We start from the raw sequence: 22,188 nt of genomic DNA on the forward strand, positions 1-22,188 counted from the left end.
ATATAGTCTTGAGGGAATTATCTATGGCGCTCACAAAAGCCGATTTGGCTGAGAACCTGTTTGAAAATGTTGGATTGAGCAAACGGGACGCCAAGGATACGGTGGAAGTCTTCTTTGAGGAAATCAGAAAAGCGCTTGAAAACGGTGAACAAGTAAAGCTATCGGGTTTTGGTAACTTTGACCTTCGCGACAAGAACGAGCGTCCGGGAAGAAATCCAAAAACGGGTGAAGATATCCCAATCTCTGCTCGCCGTGTTGTGACTTTCCGTCCAGGTCAAAAGCTAAAAGCTCGCGTAGAAAATATCGAAATCGAACAGTAACCGCGACTTCATTGACAGAACAGAGCCCGGGTAAGGTGTGTAGAACTTACCTGGGCTTTTTTATGTCAGTAGGAAATTGTGTGCCTGATGTTAAATTTATGTTTTTGTATGGTTTCAAAGTGATTTATGTAGCGGTAAAATGACTGCATTCCATTAGCTCTGGATTAGCTAATAACATGGAGGTGGTTGATGGGAATGCTACAGCAAGTAAAGGAAGGGAAGTTTCTTGAGGCAACATTAGATATGGCTCTGCCTGAAGAGTCGGGCTGCTGGGAGATGGAATCGGGCATATCTTGTGAGCTGCTGGGCAGGGGCATTCTAATAATTTCACCGGTTAGCGGTGACCCTATGTCAGGTTCTTCATCAGCAAAAGATATTGTGCTGTCAGCGGGGGTGCATGGCGATGAAACCAGCCCTATTGAACTGTTGCAGCGGTTAATTGAACAAATTCTTTCTGGCGAAATTCAACCTGTACATCGCATTTTAGTGATCATTGGCCATCCAGAAGCCATTAATCTACATCGCCGTTTTGTCGATGAAAACATGAACCGACTATTCAAGGTTGAAAATCCTGCAACTAACCCTGACTGCATCCGAGCAAACAGACTTCAAGTGGCGGTGAAGGATTTCTTCCAACAAGGTGAAAAGGATGAGCAGTCTCGCTGGCATTTGGATCTGCACTGTGCCATTCGTGATTCTGCGCATTACACATTTGCTGTCAGTCCTTATTCTAGTCACCAGACACGCCAGCGCGAACTGTTTGCTTTTCTACAGCACAGTGAAATAGAAGCAGCATTATTGTCAAACTCCCCATCGCCAACATTCAGCTGGTACAGCGCAGAGTATTTTGGGGCACAAGCCTTAACAATGGAATTGGGTAAAGTGGCTCCTTTTGGCAAGAATGATTTGCAACGTTTGTCCTCTTTTTACCGAGCAATGGTCGAATTAGTTACCCAATTAGCACCTCGCTATCAGTGGCAGGAAGAAAAGCTCGCAGTGTATAAAGTGACACGCACGCTGATGAAGCAGAGCGAACACTTTATGCTTAATTTCCCGGATGACCAAGCTAACTTCACCATGTATCCACAGGGAACCCTACTCGGGCGCGATGAGGATATTGAATACTATGTGCTGGAAGAGGGCGAAGCGGTGGTTTTCCCTAACCCCAATGTGGCTATTGGCCAGCGAGCCTGCTTGATGGTCAAGAAGACCGATGTCAGCCCAGAAGGGCAGGTACAAGCGCTGGCATAACCTTTTTGTTACCCCGTTCACTAAGTTGGCTTTTCATTTATTGAGTGAGGCGGTATGGTAAGGCGTTGTTACTTATTATGCCTTCTCACTCATGCTGTTAAATGATCTTCTTGCACGCCGGCAAGCGCGATGGCGCATTGGTTTTGTCTGCGCTTTTATCGCATTATCTGTTGCGTCTTTTCTCGCGCTTTCCGTGGGAGAAATTTTCATCTGGCCTTGGTCGGCTCAGAGCGGTCTTGAGCAGCAGTTGTTAATACAGCTACGGTTGCCTCGTTTATTGGCTGCAATGGCTGTAGGCGCGTCTTTGGCGGCCTCTGGCGCAGTACTTCAAGTGTTACTGGGCAACCCTCTGGCCGAGCCCGGCGTGCTGGGCATCTCTGGCGGTGCGAGTCTGGCACTCGTAATCTTATTATTTTTGCTGCCATTCGCACCGACACCAATTCTAATGATGGTTGCGGCGATGATCGGGGCATTTTTGTTTACCCTGGTACTGGTGGTTCTGTCCCGTCGGAAACGGGTGTCGACGGCAAGGTTACTGCTTATCGGTGTCGCTTTGGGGATATTATCTGGAGCGGCTGTCACCTGGGCTTTTTATTTCAGCGACGATCTAAACCTTCGGATGTTGATGTATTGGTTAATGGGAAGTGTGGCCGGGGTAAGTTGGCAGCAACTGACGCTGCTTCTATTTGTCGCTCCTGTGCTGCTGTGGCTTTGTCTTCAGGGCAAGAAGCTGGACTTGTTGATGCTCGGCGAGCACCAGGCAAGGCAGTTAGGGCTGGATGTTGATGCAAGCCGATGGCGCTTGATTCTCGTTGTTTCCTTATTGGTGGGGGCATCTGTTGCATTGGCTGGTGTCATCGGCTTTATCGGGTTAGTCGTGCCGCATTTACTACGTTTGGCATTGGGGACGGAAAACCGATATTTACTGCCTTTGTCCGCGTTATGCGGTGCACTGCTACTGGCCTTGGCTGACACCCTTGCACGGGTGATGTTACCTGCCGCAGAGCTTCCGGTAGGTGTGGTGATCACCAGCTTGGGCGCGCCAGTGTTTATCTGGATGCTAATGCGTTCACAGATTAATTAAGAGGTGGTGATGGAAACAATATACGAATCACAGCCTGTGGTACTCGAGGCCAAAAATTTGGCTATGCCTCCACGACTGCTACCGGTTTCTTTTTCGGTGCGGCGCGGCGAAATCGTTCACCTCATCGGTCCCAACGGCAGCGGTAAAAGCAGCGCTATCTCGATGCTATCAGGCTTGGTTGAGGCTAAAGGGGAAGTGAGGCTGTCAGAACAGTCTCTGGATAAACTCGACCTTCCTCGGCTTGCGAGAATGCGCAGTTATCTGTCACAGCAAGATAAGCCGGCCTTTGCGGTAGGAGTTTATCATTATCTGTCTTTGGCTTTGTCGCCACTGGGCGAGTTGTCTGCCAAGGATGTCCAGCAGGCGATAGATGAGGTTTGTGGCGCGTTAAAAATTGCCGATAAGCTTAACCGAAATATCCAGCAACTCTCCGGTGGTGAATGGCAGCGGGTCAGGCTAGCCGCCGCCTGTCTTCAGGTGTGGCCGACACTCAACCCTGATGCCGAGCTCCTTCTTCTTGACGAGCCGGCTGCGGCTTTGGATATCGGTCAGGAAGCTATCATGTATAAAATTATCCGCCAATTAGCAGCGAAAGGTATCGCGGTCATTATGGCTAACCATGATTTAAACCGTAGTCTTAGGGAAGCTGATAAAGTGATTTTGCTTAACAATGGCTCTTGTGTAGCAAAAGGAAAGCCGCAAGATGTCATGACTGTCGATACGCTAGAGGCGGTATTTGCTACTCAAATTCAGCGGATTGAACATGAAGGCAAATCTTGCCTATTGTTTACAGATTGACGCTAGTTACCAAATTTCAGGCATTGCTCATCAAGGAGATCGAATGAATACACCGAGCTGGGATCTATCTATTGCATACCAGAGCCTTAATGATCCGAAGATCGAACAAGATCTTGCTGCCGTAGAGGCATTGTTTCCTCAGTTGGCGAAGTTGGATCCAAACTCCTTGCAGGGGTTGGCTTCAGCGCTGGCAAAACAGCAAACTGAACGGGTTAAGGTGATGACCCTCAGTGCGTTTGTAAATTGTATTCTATCGGTAGATGCGGCCGATGAAAGTGCCAAAAAACTGTTAGGCAAAGTGAATGTCCTGCAGTCTCAGCTGGATCAGGCTATGACGCCATTCATGCAAGCGATTGTGAAATTAAGCCTTGAAGAGTTTGATGCTTTGCTTGAAATGGGTGAGGGTGAAGAGGCGTTATCTTCATGGCGTTTCCTGCTAGAGCGGGAACGTTTGTTAAAGCCTCAACAGCTATCGGTTGCTGAAGAGCAGCTTCTTACTGCATTAGATGTTGATGGCAAGCTGGCATGGGGACGCCTCTACGACAATATTACCGGTAGCCTGAAGGTCACTTTGCAATTGCCTGATGGCCAGCAAGAGCGGATGGGATTAGCTCAAGCGGCGAGTATTCTATATGGCAGTGATAGCTTACGTAGGGAGCCTGCTTGGCGCGCTATTTCAGCCGCGATGGAAGCACATCAGGAAAGTTTTGCCGCCATTTTGAATGCCCTATCGGGAGCTCGTCTTACCGAATACGAGAAGCGTAGCCACTCACAACAGGTGCACTTCCTTGCCCCGAGCTTGCATACCAGCCGGATCGAAAAGGCTACCTTGGACGCCATGATGGCAGTTGCCAAAGAGAACCGTCATATCGGCCAAAAGGCGGGTTTGCAAATGGCGCGTTTGTTTGGCACCGATAAGCTCAAACCTTGGGATGAAATGGCGTCTATGCCCGATTTGTCCGGCGGGGACTGCTCCTCATACAGCTTTGAGCAAGGCATCGATATTATCCGTGATGCATTTGCTGAGGTTGACCTGGAAATGGCTGACTTCGTCGATATGATGGTGGAGAAAAAGCTAATCGATGCTGCTCCTCAGCCCAATAAGCGATTGGGTGCCTACTGCACAAAATTTGCCGATAGCAGAACCCCATTGGTCTTTATGACTTGGGGCGGCAGTATGTCGGATGTACTGACGCTGGCGCATGAGCTTGGCCATGCTTTCCACAACTGGGTAATGAAAGACATGCCATTGGTGCAAACTCGTTACCCGATGACGCTAGCCGAAACGGCTTCGATTTTTGCTGAAAACGTTGTGCGTGATGCCTTGATGGCCAAAGCCGATAGCGAGCAGGAAAAGCTATTGATGCTTTGGGAAGAGGCGCAGTCTGCGTTGGCGTTGATGGTGAATATTCCGGTACGCTACGAATTTGAGAAAGCTTATTACGAGCAGCGTAAGGAAGGGGAGTTTACCCCTGACCAACTGAAAAAACTTATGTCTGAAACCTGGCAAGAGTGGTACGGCGACGCCATGGATGAGACCAACGAGATGTTCTGGGCCAGCAAGCTGCACTTTAGCATCGCTGAAATTAGTTTTTATAACTACCCATACCTGTTCGGTTACTTGTTCAGTAAAGGGGTCTATGCACAGCGTGAGGCGAAAGGGGATAGTTTCTATACCGACTATAAAGCCTTGCTTCGTGATACCGGTTCGATGACTGCCGAAGAGGTTGTCGAGAAGCACCTTAGCATGGATATCCGTCAGCCTGCGTTCTGGCAGCAGAGCGTAGATATGGTTGCCAAGCAAATCGAGGAGTTGGCGTCGGTGATCGGCAAGTTCAATGGTTTCCGCAAATAGTATTTCCTTTTTTCTTGAGGGAATACGATAAATAAAAAAACGGCCTGTAAATACAGGCCGTGCTTTAACCTAGCAAAAGCGAATAACTCCAAAGAGGAATGTCTAGCGAGAACGTGGTGTTCTCTTAGAAGTTGTAGCGAGCACCTAGCTGGAAGTTGGTTTCAGCGAAAGCGTCGTAGTCATTGCGAGACAGGTTAGCTTCAAGGCTAACGTGTTCAGTCATTTTGATGTTGTTGCCAAGACGAAGCTCGTACATGGTGTCATCGTACGCTGCAAAGCGAACAGCAGGTTCAATCATCCAGCGATCCATAATCTGGTAGCGGGCACCAAGTTCACCTGTAAAGCCTGATTGGGTTTCGTTACCGCCAAATGTGCCAAAAGGTGTTTTCACATCTAGATCGTAACGAGAGTTGGCAAAACCAGCCAAACCATACACGGTAAAGTCGTCGTTCATTGGCATGTAGTAACCAAGTCCTAGCAGGCCATTTGAAAAGGTCATATCGTCGGCTGCTACTGCATCACCACGTGTTTCAACGAAGAAGTTATCAGCGAAGTTCCAGCTACCACGTAGGTAAAGACCAGCACCACCATCAGTTGTTGAAAGAACGCCAGCATTAGCGTTGGCTTCAGACAATAGGTCTTCGCTGAACTTACTGATTTGTAGACCACCAGAAATGTAGTCGAAGTTCTGGGTCATAGGCTCTTGAGCGTTAGCAGCGAAAGAAGCACCGACAAGTGCAGCCAAAGGTAGTAGCATTAACTTTTTCATGATTTTCCTAAATATGTCATACAGGCTAAAAGCCAGATATCTTATGGGCTAGGCATAACCCGCTCATTTATTGTTGCGGTGAATAGTATCGATCAATAAAACGCTGTTCAATAGTGTTTTTGTGATCCGTACATTTCAATACAATCGGCGTACAGTGTCTGTGTGATGGGATATAAGAACAAAATGGTAGCAAGAGAAGGGAATTTATCCTCACTGTTGGAACTTAATGTGCCAGAAAGGGACTAATCCTTACCTTTGGGTATTTGGTTTGAAGAAGTAGCATAATTAACGTGAATAGCTATCAGCAATTGATAAATAGGGCAAAAGCCAGTATTGGCATTATCGGCTTTGTAGTCGTGTTTTGCTTTGCTTCTACGTTGCAACTAAGGCTGGATGATTCCGGCTTGCCTGCGAGCACCGTGCCGGAATGGCAGCGTACTTCTTCAGCCCCGATGGATAGCGGCAGTGAAACAGGTGTCTGCAGTCTGGGTGAAAAGCTTATTCGTTATCAGGTTTTCTCTAGTGAAGGCGCTGATCCACCGCTTATTCTGTTTACCCATTTTGATATAGAGTGGTTGCCAGCACCTGTCGCCTATTTTTACCGCTATTTTGAAGAGTATATTTTTTTCAAGACGCGGCTTCATTTGCGGCATTGCTGTTTTCTGGAATAAAGCGTTAATGACTTTCAATTGTTAACGTATTTAATCTAGGAAAAAACATGAAAAAATCTATTATTCTGCCGCTAGTGGCAGCTGTGACATTCTCGTATTCGTCTATTAGCTTTGCCGGGCCTCTAAACCAAAACCAGCAAGAGAAGTTGGAGAAGATCGAAGCGGTCTTAGTTGAAAACCCGGACCTGATTGATGGTTTGCTAACAAGCTTGAATCTTTACCTTGATCAGCAAAACCGTCAATCCGAAATGATGGCTAAATATCAGGACTGGATTTACAATAACCCGCAGCACACGACAATTGGCAAGGCCGATGCGGCACTGACCATTGTTAATGTCACGGACTATAACTGCCCATACTGTAAGAAGTTAGATCCGGTACTCGAGCAGTTAGTTGAGGAAATGCCGAATGATATTCGGGTTGTAAATATCTACGTTCCCCTTAAACAGCAGGACGTCAAGGGGCTGGGAACGAGTTCAGCTGAATTCGCATTAAATGTATGGCAGCAAAATAGAGATGCATATGAGCAAGTGCATCAGTTGTTGGTAAAACGTCCACAAATGCATGATAAGAACTCTTTAAGCCGTATTGCCAAGCATACCGGTACTGAGGGGAGTTTAACGCGTCAAGATGAGACTCGGGCAATGATAGACAAGAACTATCAGATGTTTAGCGAATTAGGTTTGCGGGGAACACCTGCAATGATCATGGGCACGGAAATTATTCCGGGTTACATGCCTATTGAACAGTTACGCCCAATTGTAAAAGCACAACTCGCTCAGCAGCAAAGCAAAAGTTAACAATCTACTTAAAGACTAATATAAGGCGGGTGTAACCCGCCTTATTGTTGGGGTCGCAACTGACTTTCGTTACCGAGAAATAGCTAATGCGTCGGGAACTGAGCGCGGTTGATCCCTGAGATCACCGCCGATCAGTTCAGAGTTATATCCTGAGAGTATCCGTGTGCAATTAGGTTGATAACGGAAAAATAGAGTCCCTCATTTCCTTCTCTTTTATCACTGCCCCTTCAAGAAAGTGTTAATTTCTTAAATAACTAAATGTAAGAATTTTTTATTTGTTACCCTGTTTCCATTCTCAATTCAAATATAAATGAATTGACGGAAAATAAACATTTGCTGTTATCACCCTTTTTATTATTTAGCCGCTTAAAGAAATAGGCGTAAAGACGCTGGCTAAATCAATAAGGAAGAGCAGTGGTAACATCAATTAATGATCCGGTTCAGGCGGCGAAGTTCCTGTATCGGTCGACGTTTGGCCCTAAGAATGGCGATGTCGAAAAGCTTCTTGATTTCGATGGCGGAATAGAGGGTTGGTTTGAAGACCAATTTTCACGTCAAAATATGCATTTGAACCTCGCTCGAAAAGTGGCGGAAGATACTGGGGAGCCACTCAACGAAAGTGCACGCATGAGTGCCTGGTGGCAACGCTCTATAACCGGAGGCGATCAGCTTCGTCAACGGGTTGCCTTCGCCCTTAGTCAGATATTTGTGGTGTCGAATAATGGTGGCCCTGGTGGGGAAGGGTTGGCTTCGTATTACGATGTGTTGGTAAGAAATGCATTCTCGCGTTTTGATGAAATATTAAAGGCAGTGACCTTGCACCCTGCGATGGGGCAATTTTTGACCCTTGACGGAAGCCGCGCCCATAACGAGCAAAATAATACGTTTCCGGATGAAAACTATGCCCGTGAAGTGATGCAGTTATTTTCTATTGGGTTATGGCAATTAAATATCAATGGCCAGCCTAAATTAGATAATCAAGGCAAGCCGATCCCTACTTATACTCAGAAAGATGTTGAAGAACTCTCTCGGGTATTGACCGGCTGGCGCAAAGACAAGGACGCCGATGGTAGTAACAGCAACACCAAGTCCATGATAAATAATCCAGATTGGCATGATGATGGGGCAAAGTCAGTATTAGGTTCTGATTTTGTTGCCGGTCAAAGTGCAGCAGATGATCTGGATCAGGCCGTTTTGATTTTGTACCAACACCCCAATACGCCGGTATTTATCTCAAGGCTGTTAATTCAGCGCTTAACCATCAGTAACCCACGCCGTGACTATATCGAACGGGTAGCTCGGGTCTTTATTGATGATGGTGAAGGTGTGCGCGGCAACATGAAGGCGGTGATTAAAGCCATTCTTCTTGATGTAGATTTGCTTGAAGGCCGTGCGATGGCCGATCACCAGAATTTTGGCTCTAATCCGCGTAACTTCGGTAAGGTTAAAGAGCCTGTCATTGCGATGACCAACTTTTGCCGGGCATTGAACGTGAAGAGTAATGACTCTCGCCGTTGGTGGGATTTCCCGGGGCTTCAAAATAACTTCGGTCAAGCACCATTGCAGGCCCCGAGCGTATTTAATTTTTATGAGCCTGATTACGCCCCGAAAGGCGAGATTGCCAATAAAGAGCTTACCGCTCCGGAATTCAATATTCACACGATGGATTCCATGCGTCGAATTTCCAATGCAATGTGGGGGCTTATTCTTAGCCATCGATACACAGCACAAAAGCAATGGACGTGGGATCGAACTCCGCTAGAAAACAGAGTGGATGATCCTGAACGTTATATGGAGTGGATCAACGAGCGGATCTTCTTTGGGTTGATGTCTGATGATTTACACCACTACCTAGAAAACCTCCTTACCGAGATGACAGCTGACAATATTGGCACCGATAGAAGAACCTTCGCCACGCTGTTTGCTATTCAATGTTCCCCTGATTTTCGTTGCCAAGAGTAGGAGTTACCCATTATGAAAATGTCACGACGCCACTTTCTAAAAAGCTCAACGGCACTTGGCGCTTTATCGGCTGTACCGGGCTTGTCTGTCAGTAAGCAAGCGGTAGCTGGAGAGGAAGGGTTTAAAGCGCTGGTCTGTATCTTTCTGTTTGGCGGCAACGATGCCTACAACATGGTGGTACCGGTAGATGAGCATTACCAAACGTACAGGGATGCAAGACCGACCTTGGCGATTGAAAAACATCAACTGGTAGATATTGGTATTAGCTCCGAAGCGGGTGGCAACCGGCCACAGGTAAGGTTGGGGCTGCACCCAGCCATGGAAAGCCTGCAAGATATCTATCGCGATAACAACGCCACCGTTATTGTTAACTCTGGTCAGCTTATCGGGCCGATTATCGGAGAAGATAGTCCACACTCTGTCCCTGATTTTTTGATGGCGCATAACCTCCAGCAACAAATGTGGCAGTCCGGCGCTCTTAACATGGAAGATAAACTCGGTTGGGCGGGGCGGATGGTTGAAAGCGTTTATATGTCCCATGACCTATCACCAATGATGTCGTTGAACGGTGAGCAGAAATGGCTACGCAATGACGTTTATGAGCAAATGGTGATGACCGGTGGTGGTCCTGGTAAATACAATGGATTGGATCAGGGGGAGCGTTTGGATGCGATGAAGTATCACTTCAATCGCCAGTTCAATAACCTGTTCAAAGATAACTATATCGACGTAATGTCGAGCCGATACTTGCAAAATGAAGAGTTGGCTGGGCTGCTGGGAGAGGAAGACGATGATACGGTTCGCTCGTCATTGGGTGAGCAGCTTCACACCACAGCTAAGCTGATTGAAAAGCATGCTGAAATGGGTCATCACCGACAAATTTACTTTGTTGGTCTTGGCGGCTTTGATACCCACCATAACCAAAAGAATGCCCATCATTCGCTATTAGAGCAACTTTCTGATGCGATGGCCGACTTTTACCAAGAGTTAAAAGGCATCAACATGCTGGATAACGTGACGACCTTTACCATGTCGGACTTTGGTCGCCGCCTTATGGCGAATAATACTGGCACCGACCATGGTTGGGCAGGGCACCAGTTGGTGATGGGCGGTGCAGTTAATGGGGGCAAGGCTTATGGTAAGTGGCCGGATTTAACACCGGGCAGTGAATATGACTACAACAATGGGCGTTTGATCCCTGAGATCGCCGCCGATCAGGTTAATGCTTCATTGGCAGAATGGTTTGGATTTAACGGTGATTTTGACAGTTTATTTCCTTCTCTCGAACCATTTAGCCAAAAAACGATTCCTTTCTTGTCGAAGTAGGTATTTGGCAAAGTATCAAAGCAATGTATATGTCGCTCCAAATTAGGAGCGACAACTCTCCCCAAGAAAGAAATTAAGTCTAATTGAAAAGCTTTATCGCAAAATGGATCTCGGTCTTCTGCTCGCATTCCATGATATTTTGATACGCACACATATCATTACCATTGTCTAATTTAGAAGGGGCCCGATAGGTTTGGGTTTCCTCCCAATTAACGTGAGGCTGTAAGGCGTAAAGAATCTCGATGGTGGTTACTTGCCTCAGCAGCGCCTGATCGGCGACATCATTGAAGTTTAAGCCAATAGAATAGGCTTTGAAGGAAGATAGGAAAAGCAAGATAAATACGTAAAATCTAGACATATTGGTGGCTTCCTTATGCATTGTTGGGTAGCAATACAATTCATTGGGTGTCTCAACAGCAATATTTTTTCCACACTGTCCATTGTAATGACCACTGAGCTGATTTGACGCACTTATGGTGCATATAGAGTGATAGCTGTAAACGTACATCACATATCAAAGATATTGTCCCCCAACGTAAAATGACGCTAGTGAAAAATAGAGAACAACAGATATTTAAGGTCAATTTTTTACTTATCTTTAGCAATCGGTTTTAAAGGTTCTGTAAGAAATACGTCATTAAACTGAATTAGTATTTTTTATCGAATTTTACTATCAAATAGATTTAGGGTTGAGATGAAAAAAGCGGTATTGGCGTTCGTTGTTGCAGGTCTTTTGGCTGGATGTAGCAGCAATAGCAATGAGGGTAATATAAACCTTGGTGAAAAAGGCAAAGAAGAATATCTCCGCTTTAATGCTGGCGAAGTACACTGGGTAAGTGTTGGCGATCTTATGCCGACGCAAAAGACGATAGGCCAATTACAGAATGGCTATAAGCTTGGCCGCTGGCAGCTTGAGCAAAAGAAACTTTTTGAAGAATTTTGTGAAACCTACGGCCTTCGTGATTCCGTAGAATTCTTCGATGAGAACAGCGACTTTAACGACCCTGACAGTTTTGGATGTAAAGACCCTCGTGAATCTGACGGTGAAATATCTCAAGACCAAAACGGTGTAGAACGCATTATGGGGTGGGTTAACACGGTTATCGTGGGACCGGATGGTGCCCTTTACCTAACGGACGGCCACCATACTTTCAGCCGTTTTCATGATATGGAAGGTGGCGGCAAAGACACCCGAATATTGGTTCGGGTAGATGAAAACTTCGCCTTTGATGCTGATAACACCCGCTCCGATATGGCAACGTTTTGGCAGAAGATGCAAGAAACCAAAAATGTCTATTTGTTCGATAACGGTAATGCGATTGAGCCAAGCGATCTGCCACAAGACCTAGGGTATGCGAGTGCTGAAAATCCAAATGGCCTCATCAACGATGATTACCGTGCGCTTGTTTACTATACCCGTGATATTGGTTGGCACAAAGGCAGTGCAGCATCAATCCCATTCCTGGAATATTACTGGGCAGAAGAACTGCGCGATGTTATTCAAGTATCTGATGCCGATACCATTGAAGAATATGTACAGGTAGTACTTGATGCCTCACGCTATATGGTCAGCCTGTCAGACGACTATGTGCTGGGGGATAGCGGCAAAACAACCGCTGAGCTAGGACAGTTGCCGGAACTAGGGTTGAACGATACACAAAGCATCATCGAAGACACTATTTGTGAGTGGGATGAAGACGATGCCAAGGCAGGGAAATTAAAACTCGGTAAACTGGGGTGGGCGTTCTATCAAAACGGCACTGATATCGAGGACTTCCCATACCCTTGTAATACTTTGAGTGATTACGAGAACCGCTACGACTTATCCCGATAACGTTAAAGTGCCACAATGGTGATGATTGTGGCACTTAGCTTTTTCTCTTCGCCATGGTTTTGTTATGCTTGAAAATACCTGTCTTACCGTCCATGGATAAGGGTTCTCAATGTCCATCACCAACCAGCTGTCTCTGTTTCTCGATGTTGTCCAACAGGGATCGTTTTCAAAAGCTGCCGCCCTGCACGATATGGATAACTCCTCGCTCTCCAAGCAAATCAAAAAGCTCGAAGCGAGCCTTGGGGTTCAGTTGCTAAACCGGTCAACCCGTTCGTTTGCACTCACTCCGGCTGGTGAAGAGATTCTGGGGCAGGCTCATGTGCTGATAGACACGCTCAATAACATTCACAATATTGCTGATTCCTACCAATCGACCCCTAAAGGGACAATTAAAATTACCTCGCCGGTTTTTCTTGGTCAGGAGTACCTGCAACCGGTTATCTCCCAGTTTATGCAGAAATACCCTGACGTTAATGTGACTCTGTCGCTGGATGATAAAAAGGCCGATATTATTGCCGACCATTACGACTTGGCCTTCCGGATAGGTAAGCTGGCAGAGTCTAACTTGATCGCAAAAAAAATTGCCAATACCCACTTTGCAATTATCGCCTCTGAAGCGTTTTTGCAGCGTCATGGCAGACCAACTACGCCGGAAGAATTGGTAGAACTGCCTGCTGTGATTTACAGCAATGCCGATACCACCCTAGATCAATTAGTGATAAGTGAAAACCCGCATGGTGACAACTTCAAAAGCTACAAGATGAAAGGCAGCTACAAGGTCAGTGACGTGCGGATGATGGTTGCTGGCGTTAGGGATGGCTTGGGCTATGCGGTGATTGACCTTTACAACCTCAACCAAAATATCGGCGAGCAGGGGATAGTAACCCTGCTGACGGATTATGTGCTCTCCAGCAAAGACAAAGCGGTGTATGCAGTATATCCACACCGTAAGCAAACCCCACTGGTACGGGAGTTTATTCAGGCATTCCAAGATGACATTGGCGATCCACCACGCTGGGTAAGCCATGTGCTCGGCTATGCATCGATGTATCGCTAGTTAATAGCCATAATAAAAACGGGCGCTCAATGTCATAATGAGCGCCCGTTGATTCATTTGATACTACTCGGGTAATCGCTTAAAACCCTTCCAATACAATCTTGCCTTTCGCTTTGCCAGTTTCCAAAAACTCATGGGCTTTGCGAAGGTTTGCTGCATTGATCTGACCGAAGTGATCACCTACAGTGGTCTTGATATCACCATTGTCGATCATCGCGGATACTTCGTTGAGTAATTCATGTTGTTCTTGCATATCCTCTGTTTGGAACAGCGAACGGGTAAACATTAATTCCCAATGAATCGACACACATTTGGTCTTGAAGGGAACAATATCTAACGATGCCGGATCATCAATCAAGGCAAATTGACCTTGGGGTTTGATGACCTTTACGATTTCACCAATGTGCTGTTCGGTGTTGTTGAGGCTCACCACATAGTCAACCTCAGCAAGGCCATGCTTTTCAAACTCATCACCCAAAGGGTTGCGGTGGTTGATGATATGGTCAGCACCCAAGTCCTTGAGCCAATCAATGGTCTCGGGACGGGAAGCGGTTGCAATCAATTCTAGGTCGGTAAGTTGCTTGATTAACTGCACCATAATTGAGCCAACACCGCCAGCAGCACCGATGACAAGAATACGTTTGTTCGGGTCTGTTCTGACGACATTGAGGCGGTCGAATAGCAGTTCCCACGCTGTAATCGAAGTGAGCGGCAGGGCAGCAGCATCAGCAAAAGAGAGAGATTGAGGCATCTTGCCAACAATACGCTCATCGACCAACTGCATTTCGGCATAGCTACCTGAGCGAGAAATATCACCGGCATACCAGACTTTGTCGCCTGGCTTGAATAATGTCACATTCTCACCGACGGCTTTTACGATACCCGTAGCGTCCCACCCAATAACTTTCCAGCTACCGTCTTCAGCAGGCACACCTTGGCGTATCTTATAATCCGCAGGGTTAACTGAGATAGCCTGAACTTCAACCAGCAAGTCATGGCCTGTCGCCGTTGGCGTGTCTAACGTAATGTCCTGTAGTGATGCTTCGTCTTGGATTGGTAGATTGCGCTGATAACCGACTGCTTTCATGATGACCTCGAACCGTATGTTTGATGAAAAGTATAATGAAGGTTTGGCAGGTAGTGGGAAAGAGTCAGAAACTCCAATGATTATGGATATTATTGTCCATAATATAAATGGGATTTCTATGCTACGCAGGCTGGAGAAGGCTGGGGCGTTTTTCAATAAATTCTTCTTGTTGTGACTATCCATAACCCAAATGGTGCTTTTCGGCGAAAGGAATAGACTAGCGGCTTTTCTCCACTAGTCGTAATTCCATGCAATGTTCTCACTTTGAGCAGCAGCGCTGCCAGTCCTGTTCCTTGTCGGGTATGCCTTACCCGCAGCAAATCCAGCAAAAAGATGAAAAGCTTAAACAACTGCTCTCAACTGTCATGCCACAGCAATGGCTACCCGTTGTTGCCAGTGAGGAAACGGGATGTCGCAACAAGGCTAAAATGGTTGTGCTCGGTGCTGCGCATCAGCCAGTGTTGGGGATAGATGGTCCGAATAACCAGCCAGTTAGTTTATGTGATTGCCCACTGTACCCAGAAGACATGCAGGCATTATTGGCCTATTTGCAGACATGGATTCGAGTGGCGGGTATTCCGCCTTATAACAAGGTGAAAAAGAAGGGTGAACTCAAATACATCCTGTTGACCAGAACTGAATGCAAGGGCGAGTACATGCTGAGGTTTGTGATGCAAAGTCGAAATGCACTTTCGCGGATTGAAGCAAACATTGAGCAATTGCTTATTGATTGGCCCCAAATAAAGGTTGTATCGGTGAACCTACAGCCAGTTCATATGGCGCGTTTGGAAGGTGAGGAAGAGATATTCCTTACCGATGCCCAGCATTTGGTCGAACAATTTAACGGTGTACCATTGGTGATCCGGCCAAAGAGCTTTTTCCAGACCAACCCGAAGGTTGCAGAGCAACTATATGCGACGGCGCGTCAGTGGGTCAGGGAACTTGCCCCTCGTTCTATGTGGGATTTATTCTGCGGCGTAGGTGGCTTTGCCTTGCACTGTGCAGGTGATGTCGAGCGTGCTGTGGGCATCGAGATTGAACCTGAAGCGATTGCTAGTGCCAAGTTTTCAGCGGCACAGATTGGAATTAATAACCTCGAGTTTGATGCATTGGATTCTGCCCAATTCTCCCAGTTGCAAGGGCGTGCACCTGAGTTGGTGTTGGTTAACCCGCCACGTCGTGGGCTGGGGCAAGCATTAACCGAGCAACTTATCTCATTGGCGCCGAGCTATATTATTTACTCCAGTTGTAATCCTGAGACATTGAAGCAGGACTTACTCAATTTGCAGCCGTATGAGGTTAAGCAGTTACAGTGGTTTGATATGTTTCCCCATACGGAACATGTGGAAGTGGTGGTGTTATTGAGTCATCCAGTGACGGTTGCATAAAACACCGACTATGCTTGTTGGCATTGTTTGATTAACTCAAAAACACTATGAAACCACAAAGTATATTTTTACTGGTTGCAGCATGTGGATTGACGCCCATTTCCCTTTCTTACGGTGTTGCTCCAGAAATATCACTGCGTTACCTGTTTGATATCGATGCTACCCCAACAAATGTTACTCATATATTTCGTGCCATTATGGGGCTGTATATGGCTTTAGCTTTGTTTTGGCTGGTGGGAGCTTTAACCCAAAAGTACAAGCTTCACGCGTTGTATAGCCTAGTTATATTTATGCTGGGATTGGCAATAGGCCGGGTAGGCAGTTTAATTGTCGATGGAATACCGCATTGGTTGTTGGTTGTCTATCTCTTCTTGGAGCTTGGATTTGCCATTGTCGGAATTAAAATGATTAAACAAGAGAGCCAGGAAATAAGACAGTAAGTCATACATAATTCAGTGGGTATTCTGCTTTTTAGCGATATATTTAAGTGGTAATTGGTGGCTAAGATTTTTGGGTAGAGTGTGGACTAAGTGAAGGTTGTATGAATATCAGCTATGAACAAATAAAAGCTTTTATTGCCGTTGCAGATTGTGGCTCTTTCAGCGCCGCAGCGAAGCAACTGGGAAAGCACCGTACAACTTTAGGCCAAGTGGTAACTAACCTAGAAATCGAAACCAATATGGAACTCTTTGACCGTACCAGTCGCTATCCCCAGCTTACGGAAGAAGGCCAAGTACTCTATCAACATGCAAAAAATTTGGCAGAGACGACCCGGTCATTTGAGCAGTTGTGCCAAAACCGTGAGCGGGGGATAGAAAGTGAGATCACCATATACCACAGTTCGCTGGTGCCGATGGGGCTAATTACCGATGTGATGAAAGGCGTTCGTACTAAGTTCCCTATGGTTAAGGTCCATTGGCGACAAAAAAATATTGAGGATGTGAGGATAGCTCTCAGTGAAGGGGAGGCTGATATGGCAATCATGTTAGTCCCCTCAGGTCAGGCGACAACCTTCATCCAGTTTACTTATTTGCTCAATATGCCTTTCGTGCTCTGTGCAACGCCTGATTATATGAAATATAACCAACTCACTGATCTCAAAGCACTGAAGCGGGCAAGGCAGCTATTGCTTGAAGACTACATAACTTCAGGCCTCGCCAAGACACTCACCTTGTCGAACCACGCCGAAGAAATCAGCAGCATTGACGTGCTGATGCATTTGCTTCTCAGTGGGGAAGGGTGGGCCATCGTGCCACGACATTGTGCCGAACCACATGTGCAATCCGGGCAATTGGCCACCATTGAACTGGATGAAATCAACAGTACCTTGCAGTTTCCACTCAATATTTGGCAACGAAACGCCTTCTTCGGTCCGGTGGCCAAAGAGGCGATAGCCCTGCTCCGCCAACATAGCCATGATTATGGTATCTAATGAGGATCAAATCCTCATGACCTGATTTCTACGTTTTGTATTGTCGTTTTAAAGTCAATGACATAACTAAACGTGAAATTGGAGCAAACATGAAATATAAGACACTTGCCCTCGCTGTCCTTGTCGCTGGTTCACTATCCAGTGTTGCCGATGCCTGTACCTCTATTGCGTGGAATACCGATCTGGGCACCATGACAACCCGCACCATGGACTGGGTTGAATCGACCAAACCTGTATTGGGCAATATCAACAAAGGGGAAATGCGCTCTATCCAAGGTAATGGGATGGGCGATGAGTATCAGGTTAAATATGATGTTGTTGCCGTTTTCGCCTACGGTGAATTAGTCGGTGACGGTGTAAACAGTGAAGGCTTGCAGGTGAACACCTTGTTCTACCCATCAATGGTGATGGAACCTGCCACCAAGAGTTCGCAAATCACCCAGTTCACTTTCGGTGAGTACCTGCTAGCCAATTATGCCTCGGTTGAAGAAGTCGTCAAAGCGCTCCCGGATCTTGATTTTGGCCGCCTGAGCCTTGAAGGCATGCCGATGGAAATGAACTTGCACTGGTCGGTAACGGATAAAAGTGGTGACCGTCTAGTTATTGAGATGGACGAAGATGGACTACATACCTACCGTGGTGAAGATGCGATGGTAATGACCAACGATCCTTCCCTGCAGCAGCATATCGATATGCGTAAAGAGGTTGAATCCCGTTGGGTAGATGCAGACCGTGATACAGACTACGGTTCTATCGGTAATGGTAATGCCCACAGCCGTTACGTGCATGCGAGTTACTTCATGAGCAAATTGACTGAACCTACGAGTGTCCATAACGGTATGATGAAACTATCGACAGTGCCATACCGAGTACCTGCCGACGCACCTTATATGGATTTTGGTAATGGCATGATGGGCTACGCGACAGAGTGGACCCTAACCCAGAGCCTTGAAACCGGTGACAGTGTGTTTGAGTATAATTTTGAAGATAACTGGAATACTGTCCGCTTCAATGTCTACGACATGATGGGCAAGGAGTTCCGTATTCCTCTCGATAAGTCTTTTATGGTTCAGCTGTAAATGAACATAGGCCTCTCAACTGAGAGGCCTTTTTAATTAAGCGGGTTAAGACTGGTGTTAATTATATTGCGTCTTATGCCTTGCACACTGGCCGACATCTTCATAGGTCTCTGGCCTTATCTCTGATAACTCTTTGGCATTGGCACCCCATAGCAAGGCCTGTTCACCGTATTGCGAAGTCAAACTAGAAATGGCCAGTGAATTTCTCCTGTCGGATTTTGCGCCGAGGATAATCACCTTGATTGACTCCATCGAAAACACATCTTCTAGGGTTCGTTTGTAGTAGGGGGTGATCAAGTTCCGGTTGACCCGGTAGCTCAGTTCACAGAGCGGGACTAACGCGATAGCCCTCGATTCGTCTTCGTTGATAAAGTCGTGGTGTTTCCAGGCAAATAGCCTCTTGAGTAGCGAAAATAATGCTGATTTGTAGTGGGGGGCCAAGGCTTCCAGCGCGTATTGCTGCTCTCGTTGATCCGGTAATTCCAAGGTATTGAAGTAATCAAATAACTCTTTGAACTGATGAAGGGTTTCATCAATGTAGCTGTGCAGCGGTTGGTAACTGCATTTGAATGTTTCACTCAGCATTAGGGTGCCGCTGAAATAATGGGAGGATGTGGTCATTGTGGGGCTGTCACTGGTGTTGTTCTTTAGCACATCGGAGCGAAAGCCAATACAACTTCCCCGACAGTCATCACCATAAAAGCGCCACTGGGTGAGTGAGTCACTGGTACCGGAAAAAGAACAGACGCACATGGAATGCAGGGTTTCGATTTGGTGCAGGAACATTTCAAGGACGCTATTGCACGGGGCGTATTCCGAGTCACGCAGTCGAGCAGTGAGGGCGTGCAACGCCTTTTTAAACTCACCTTTGTCATTCAAGAACTGATAGTCGGTAAACCAGATCTCCTTGTTGAGCATAACGCCCAGTAATCCATCTGTAGAGGTATAATGAAACAGCGTATTCCCATCCACAATTAGCGCCTTATTTTTATTATGTGTTACTTAAACCTTACTCGCGCCAGTGAAATAAGGTCAAATCAAATCATGGAAAATTGTTAACCGTAATCAAGATTATTGGATGGAAGAAATTGAGGGGAGGTGTAGCGAATCAGTTCCCTCCCACAGGAAAGCCTGCGAGAGGGAGTTTGGTTGATTATGCGGTGATTGATTATGAGGTCGTAGCACCAACAGGCTGACCGATACGGTGGAAGCTGATCTTCCTGGCGAACATGATGATAGCTACGAATACGGTGACTAATTCTGCCGCGCCCGTTACCCACCAGATGGAATCTGAGCCAAAGAACATCGGAAGCAGTGATAGGAACAGCATAACCATAATGAAGCCGCGCATTAGCGAGATAAGGCCTGCACGCTTAGGTGCTTCCAGAGCTGTAAAGAAGCCAGAGATAACCGTGTTGACCCCCATAAAGATAAAGCCGAGCGAGAATATCTTCATATACTGGTGAGACATAGCAACCAGTTCCGGATCTTCTAGGAAGCCCATTGCAATGTTGTCACCGAAGAAGAATACGACTAGCGCTGACATACCACCAATCAACAGGGCGACTTTTACCGTCAGCAGGGCAACCGCAAGGATACTGCCGTGATCTTTCTTACCACGCGAGAAGGTAACAATCGGCTGCATACCTTGGGTCAGGCCAATGTAGGTGATCAGCATGAAGTTGTTGATGTAACCAATAACACTGAACGCAGACAGTTCGGCGGTACCGTAATGGAACAAGATTGCATTGTTGAATGCCATCAGCACGAAGCCGGCAGACATCTCGGTAATTGAGTCAGGGGTACCGATCTTCACATACTGGATAATGTTCTTGAGCTTAGGCATCACTTTAACAAAGCGCAGGTTACTCGAGCGGCTACGGTAGTGAAGAATGAGCAAACACATTTGCAGCATTTGCGCTGAACCTGTTGCGATAGCAGCACCACGAAGACCCCAGCCCCATTGAATAATGAACACATAGTCCAAGATGATATTGGTCACGGCAGCGCACAAAATGGCGGCAAGTTCACGTTGTGGGAAACCATCAATTTTCGCAAACACTTCCATGGAATAGGCCATCAGATAGAAGGTTTGGAAAAACAGCAGGGTACCCAGATACTCGGCAACCATAGGGATCAACTCGCCACGCGCACCCATCAGGTAGGCAACATCCTCGACGAAAATGAAAGCCAGGAAGCACACTAGCGCACCGAACCCAGCTAAGAAGTAAATAGCCTGGGAGAAGATTTCGCTTGCTTGACCAATTTTCCCTTCCCCCTTGAGCTTACCGACCAGTGTACCCGCGCCGATAGTGATCAGGATGGAAATGGCAAACATGATATTGATGAAAGGGAGTGACAAGTTCACCGCAGCCAGCGCTTCGGGGCCAACCCCTCGACCGACGAACATTCCATCTACCATGGTATAGAGTGCGAAGACCCATACGGCCAAGATAGAAGGCACGGCGAACTTGGTCAGCGCCATTCCTATACTTTTATTTTCAAGATCGATTCCGTCAGTAGAACCAACACCCATTTTGTACCACCTAAATTTCTGAAAGATTGTGTTTAACGGAGTGCTCGAGAGGATAAAGTCTGGAACGACACAAGGGTCAATGCGGTATTTATTTCATTTTGTTACTCAATGAAAAATAGTTTGGTGCTTAAAGTCATAGGGGCGTTTAGTTGCATTTAATCTAAGCTGAGTACTAGTCTTTATAGTGAATTTATTGTTTTTACTCCAAAGTCTTTCCTAACCTTGACCAAAAGGGACACAGCTCATGGCAAAATGGGTGGATCATCTCTGATGAGCATATTTTTGCATTGTGCGCGCTTTAACCCTTTAATAAGTCACAGACAAACACGACATGACAAAATTCAAACTCCTTTTTACAGCTCTTATCTTTACTTTGCTTGCAGGTTGTTCGTCAACGACGGCAGTTGATGAAAAAACACGTAGCTATGCCAAGTCACACCAGCTTGCTGGCCAAGCTTCGTGGTACGGTAATAAATACCACGGCAAGCTTACTGCAAGTGGTGAGCGGTTTAATATGAGAGCCAATACAGCGGCCCATCGAACCTTACCTTTCGGGACTATCGTGAGGGTGACAAATACCGCTAATAACAAATCTGTAGATGTTAAAATCAACGATCGTGGCCCTTTTGCTAAAGGCCGAGTCATTGATCTTTCACATAGGTCATTTGCTCAAATAGGTGATATCAATAAAGGCTTGGCGCAGGTCAAAATTGAAATTATTGATGATAGTAATACCTTTAGGTATAAGCACTAATCTTCTCATCAAATGACTCTAGGCTTACTTGTGCAGCAATGCTGCTGCGCAAGTAAGTGATCAGGATAGAGATCGTACACAAGATACTGATGAAGGGGAGGGATAAGTCTAAAACTTTATATTTTATTTCATTACGATAGATGTGGTTTGTCTTTTTACTTCTTGATAAAAAAAAAACCAAATGG

At 46.3% G+C, this 22,188-nt stretch carries 21 protein-coding genes and 1 pseudogene; 16 read left to right on the forward strand and 6 right to left on the reverse strand.

Features of this window, described 5'->3' with window-relative positions; all coding sequences use genetic code 11:
- Positions 1-23 precede the first annotated feature (23 nt).
- From ihfA to BIZ37_RS21435, 5 genes are all read left to right on the forward strand, one after another.
- Positions 24-320 (forward strand): integration host factor subunit alpha, encoded by a 297-nt coding sequence (ihfA, locus tag BIZ37_RS21415; RefSeq protein ID WP_187463235.1) that lies wholly within the window; start codon positions 24-26, stop codon positions 318-320.
- A gap of 195 nt (positions 321-515) precedes the next feature.
- On the forward strand, positions 516-1,571 hold the full coding sequence (gene astE / locus BIZ37_RS21420; RefSeq protein ID WP_255526853.1) for a succinylglutamate desuccinylase: 1,056 nt from the start codon (positions 516-518) through the stop codon (positions 1,569-1,571).
- Positions 1,572-1,662: 91 nt separating this feature from the next.
- Positions 1,663-2,655 carry a vitamin B12 ABC transporter permease BtuC gene (gene btuC / locus BIZ37_RS21425; RefSeq protein ID WP_187463237.1) on the forward strand — a complete coding sequence of 331 codons (993 nt, stop codon included), beginning with the start codon at positions 1,663-1,665 and terminating at the stop codon, positions 2,653-2,655.
- Between the two features lie 36 nt (positions 2,656-2,691).
- A complete protein-coding gene (gene btuD, locus BIZ37_RS21430) occupies positions 2,692-3,453 on the forward strand; it encodes a vitamin B12 ABC transporter ATP-binding protein BtuD (protein WP_187463255.1) in 762 nt (253 codons plus the stop codon).
- Between the two features lie 43 nt (positions 3,454-3,496).
- Positions 3,497-5,308 carry a M3 family oligoendopeptidase gene (locus tag BIZ37_RS21435; protein ID WP_187463238.1) on the forward strand — a complete coding sequence of 604 codons (1,812 nt, stop codon included), beginning with the start codon at positions 3,497-3,499 and terminating at the stop codon, positions 5,306-5,308.
- Between the two features lie 124 nt (positions 5,309-5,432).
- Here BIZ37_RS21435 and BIZ37_RS21440 read toward each other — a convergent pair whose 3' ends face one another.
- Positions 5,433-6,077, reverse strand: a complete 645-nt coding sequence (locus BIZ37_RS21440; RefSeq protein WP_187463239.1) for an outer membrane beta-barrel protein — start codon at positions 6,075-6,077, stop codon at positions 5,433-5,435.
- A 290-nt stretch (positions 6,078-6,367) separates the two neighbouring features.
- Here BIZ37_RS21440 and BIZ37_RS21445 point away from each other — a divergent pair, with 290 nt between their 5' ends.
- From BIZ37_RS21445 to BIZ37_RS21460, 4 genes are all read left to right on the forward strand, one after another.
- Positions 6,368-6,748, forward strand: coding sequence for a hypothetical protein (locus tag BIZ37_RS21445; protein ID WP_187463240.1), 381 nt, complete (start codon positions 6,368-6,370; stop codon positions 6,746-6,748).
- Positions 6,749-6,795: 47 nt separating this feature from the next.
- Positions 6,796-7,548 carry a DsbA family protein gene (locus tag BIZ37_RS21450; protein WP_187463241.1) on the forward strand — a complete coding sequence of 251 codons (753 nt, stop codon included), beginning with the start codon at positions 6,796-6,798 and terminating at the stop codon, positions 7,546-7,548.
- A 414-nt stretch (positions 7,549-7,962) separates the two neighbouring features.
- The gene (locus BIZ37_RS21455) at positions 7,963-9,510 is read left to right on the forward strand and encodes a DUF1800 domain-containing protein (protein ID WP_187463242.1); all 1,548 of its coding nucleotides are present in this window, start codon (positions 7,963-7,965) and stop codon (positions 9,508-9,510) included.
- A gap of 12 nt (positions 9,511-9,522) precedes the next feature.
- On the forward strand, positions 9,523-10,836 hold the full coding sequence (locus BIZ37_RS21460) for a DUF1501 domain-containing protein (protein ID WP_187463243.1): 1,314 nt from the start codon (positions 9,523-9,525) through the stop codon (positions 10,834-10,836).
- 79 nt (positions 10,837-10,915) lie between these two features.
- On the opposite strand, the gene BIZ37_RS21465 is transcribed toward BIZ37_RS21460, so the two are convergent.
- A complete protein-coding gene (locus BIZ37_RS21465) occupies positions 10,916-11,194 on the reverse strand; it encodes a hypothetical protein (protein WP_187463244.1) in 279 nt (92 codons plus the stop codon).
- Between the two features lie 336 nt (positions 11,195-11,530).
- Here BIZ37_RS21465 and BIZ37_RS21470 point away from each other — a divergent pair, with 336 nt between their 5' ends.
- Positions 11,531-12,670 carry a ParB/Srx family N-terminal domain-containing protein gene (locus BIZ37_RS21470; protein WP_187463245.1) on the forward strand — a complete coding sequence of 380 codons (1,140 nt, stop codon included), beginning with the start codon at positions 11,531-11,533 and terminating at the stop codon, positions 12,668-12,670.
- 109 nt (positions 12,671-12,779) lie between these two features.
- Positions 12,780-13,727, forward strand: coding sequence for a LysR family transcriptional regulator (locus BIZ37_RS21475; protein ID WP_187463246.1), 948 nt, complete (start codon positions 12,780-12,782; stop codon positions 13,725-13,727).
- A gap of 79 nt (positions 13,728-13,806) precedes the next feature.
- Here the strand turns inward: BIZ37_RS21475 and BIZ37_RS21480 are convergent, their stop codons facing one another.
- Positions 13,807-14,814 carry a zinc-binding alcohol dehydrogenase family protein gene (locus tag BIZ37_RS21480; protein WP_187463247.1) on the reverse strand — a complete coding sequence of 336 codons (1,008 nt, stop codon included), beginning with the start codon at positions 14,812-14,814 and terminating at the stop codon, positions 13,807-13,809.
- 242 nt (positions 14,815-15,056) lie between these two features.
- Between BIZ37_RS21480 and rlmC the strand changes: the two are divergent.
- From rlmC to BIZ37_RS21500, 4 genes and pseudogenes are all read left to right on the forward strand, one after another.
- Positions 15,057-16,202 (forward strand): annotated as a pseudogene (gene rlmC / locus BIZ37_RS21485) (23S rRNA (uracil(747)-C(5))-methyltransferase RlmC); the annotation flags it as partial.
- 47 nt (positions 16,203-16,249) lie between these two features.
- Positions 16,250-16,642 (forward strand): DUF4345 domain-containing protein, encoded by a 393-nt coding sequence (locus tag BIZ37_RS21490; protein ID WP_187463249.1) that lies wholly within the window; start codon positions 16,250-16,252, stop codon positions 16,640-16,642.
- Between the two features lie 101 nt (positions 16,643-16,743).
- Positions 16,744-17,634: a LysR family transcriptional regulator gene (locus BIZ37_RS21495; RefSeq protein WP_187463250.1), complete on the forward strand. Its 891-nt coding sequence runs from the start codon at positions 16,744-16,746 to the stop codon at positions 17,632-17,634.
- An 89-nt stretch (positions 17,635-17,723) separates the two neighbouring features.
- A complete protein-coding gene (locus BIZ37_RS21500) occupies positions 17,724-18,713 on the forward strand; it encodes a linear amide C-N hydrolase (RefSeq protein WP_187463251.1) in 990 nt (329 codons plus the stop codon).
- A gap of 57 nt (positions 18,714-18,770) precedes the next feature.
- Here BIZ37_RS21500 and BIZ37_RS21505 read toward each other — a convergent pair whose 3' ends face one another.
- Positions 18,771-19,685 (reverse strand): DUF2971 domain-containing protein, encoded by a 915-nt coding sequence (locus BIZ37_RS21505; RefSeq protein WP_187463252.1) that lies wholly within the window; start codon positions 19,683-19,685, stop codon positions 18,771-18,773.
- Positions 19,686-19,881: 196 nt separating this feature from the next.
- Complete coding sequence (locus BIZ37_RS21510) at positions 19,882-21,249, reverse strand: MATE family efflux transporter (RefSeq protein WP_187463253.1); 1,368 nt, start codon at positions 21,247-21,249, stop codon at positions 19,882-19,884.
- A 331-nt stretch (positions 21,250-21,580) separates the two neighbouring features.
- Between BIZ37_RS21510 and BIZ37_RS21515 the strand changes: the two genes are divergently transcribed.
- A complete protein-coding gene (locus tag BIZ37_RS21515) occupies positions 21,581-22,003 on the forward strand; it encodes a septal ring lytic transglycosylase RlpA family protein (RefSeq protein ID WP_187463254.1) in 423 nt (140 codons plus the stop codon).
- Here BIZ37_RS21515 and BIZ37_RS30300 read toward each other — a convergent pair.
- A partial coding sequence (locus BIZ37_RS30300) for a hypothetical protein (protein ID WP_222939773.1) occupies positions 21,987-22,188 on the reverse strand: 202 nt, incomplete at its 5' end. The genes BIZ37_RS21515 and BIZ37_RS30300 overlap by 17 nt on opposite strands.

It is taken from the genome of Photobacterium sp. BZF1 (genome assembly GCF_014349205.1).
Taxonomy (GTDB): Bacteria; Pseudomonadota; Gammaproteobacteria; order Enterobacterales; family Vibrionaceae; genus Photobacterium.

What these genes read in the sequence shown, in the direction of transcription:
- astE (WP_255526853.1), top strand. Translation starts at nt 516, where the DNA reads ATGCTACAGCAAGTAAAGGAAGGGAAGTTTCTTGAGGCAACATTAGAT.
- BIZ37_RS21495 (WP_187463250.1), top strand. Translation starts at nt 16,744, where the DNA reads ATGAATATCAGCTATGAACAAATAAAAGCTTTTATTGCCGTTGCAGAT.
- BIZ37_RS21435 (WP_187463238.1), top strand. Translation starts at nt 3,497, where the DNA reads ATGAATACACCGAGCTGGGATCTATCTATTGCATACCAGAGCCTTAAT.
- BIZ37_RS21515 (WP_187463254.1), top strand. Translation starts at nt 21,581, where the DNA reads ATGACAAAATTCAAACTCCTTTTTACAGCTCTTATCTTTACTTTGCTT.
- ihfA (WP_187463235.1), top strand. Translation starts at nt 24, where the DNA reads ATGGCGCTCACAAAAGCCGATTTGGCTGAGAACCTGTTTGAAAATGTT.
- BIZ37_RS21470 (WP_187463245.1), top strand. Translation starts at nt 11,531, where the DNA reads ATGAAAAAAGCGGTATTGGCGTTCGTTGTTGCAGGTCTTTTGGCTGGA.
- BIZ37_RS21440 (WP_187463239.1), bottom strand. Translation starts at nt 6,077, where the DNA reads ATGAAAAAGTTAATGCTACTACCTTTGGCTGCACTTGTCGGTGCTTCT.
- BIZ37_RS21475 (WP_187463246.1), top strand. Translation starts at nt 12,780, where the DNA reads ATGTCCATCACCAACCAGCTGTCTCTGTTTCTCGATGTTGTCCAACAG.
- BIZ37_RS21500 (WP_187463251.1), top strand. Translation starts at nt 17,724, where the DNA reads ATGAAATATAAGACACTTGCCCTCGCTGTCCTTGTCGCTGGTTCACTA.
- BIZ37_RS21460 (WP_187463243.1), top strand. Translation starts at nt 9,523, where the DNA reads ATGAAAATGTCACGACGCCACTTTCTAAAAAGCTCAACGGCACTTGGC.
- BIZ37_RS21490 (WP_187463249.1), top strand. Translation starts at nt 16,250, where the DNA reads ATGAAACCACAAAGTATATTTTTACTGGTTGCAGCATGTGGATTGACG.
- BIZ37_RS21480 (WP_187463247.1), bottom strand. Translation starts at nt 14,814, where the DNA reads ATGAAAGCAGTCGGTTATCAGCGCAATCTACCAATCCAAGACGAAGCA.
- BIZ37_RS21510 (WP_187463253.1), bottom strand. Translation starts at nt 21,249, where the DNA reads ATGGGTGTTGGTTCTACTGACGGAATCGATCTTGAAAATAAAAGTATA.
- BIZ37_RS21450 (WP_187463241.1), top strand. Translation starts at nt 6,796, where the DNA reads ATGAAAAAATCTATTATTCTGCCGCTAGTGGCAGCTGTGACATTCTCG.
- BIZ37_RS21465 (WP_187463244.1), bottom strand. Translation starts at nt 11,194, where the DNA reads ATGTCTAGATTTTACGTATTTATCTTGCTTTTCCTATCTTCCTTCAAA.
- btuC (WP_187463237.1), top strand. Translation starts at nt 1,663, where the DNA reads ATGCTGTTAAATGATCTTCTTGCACGCCGGCAAGCGCGATGGCGCATT.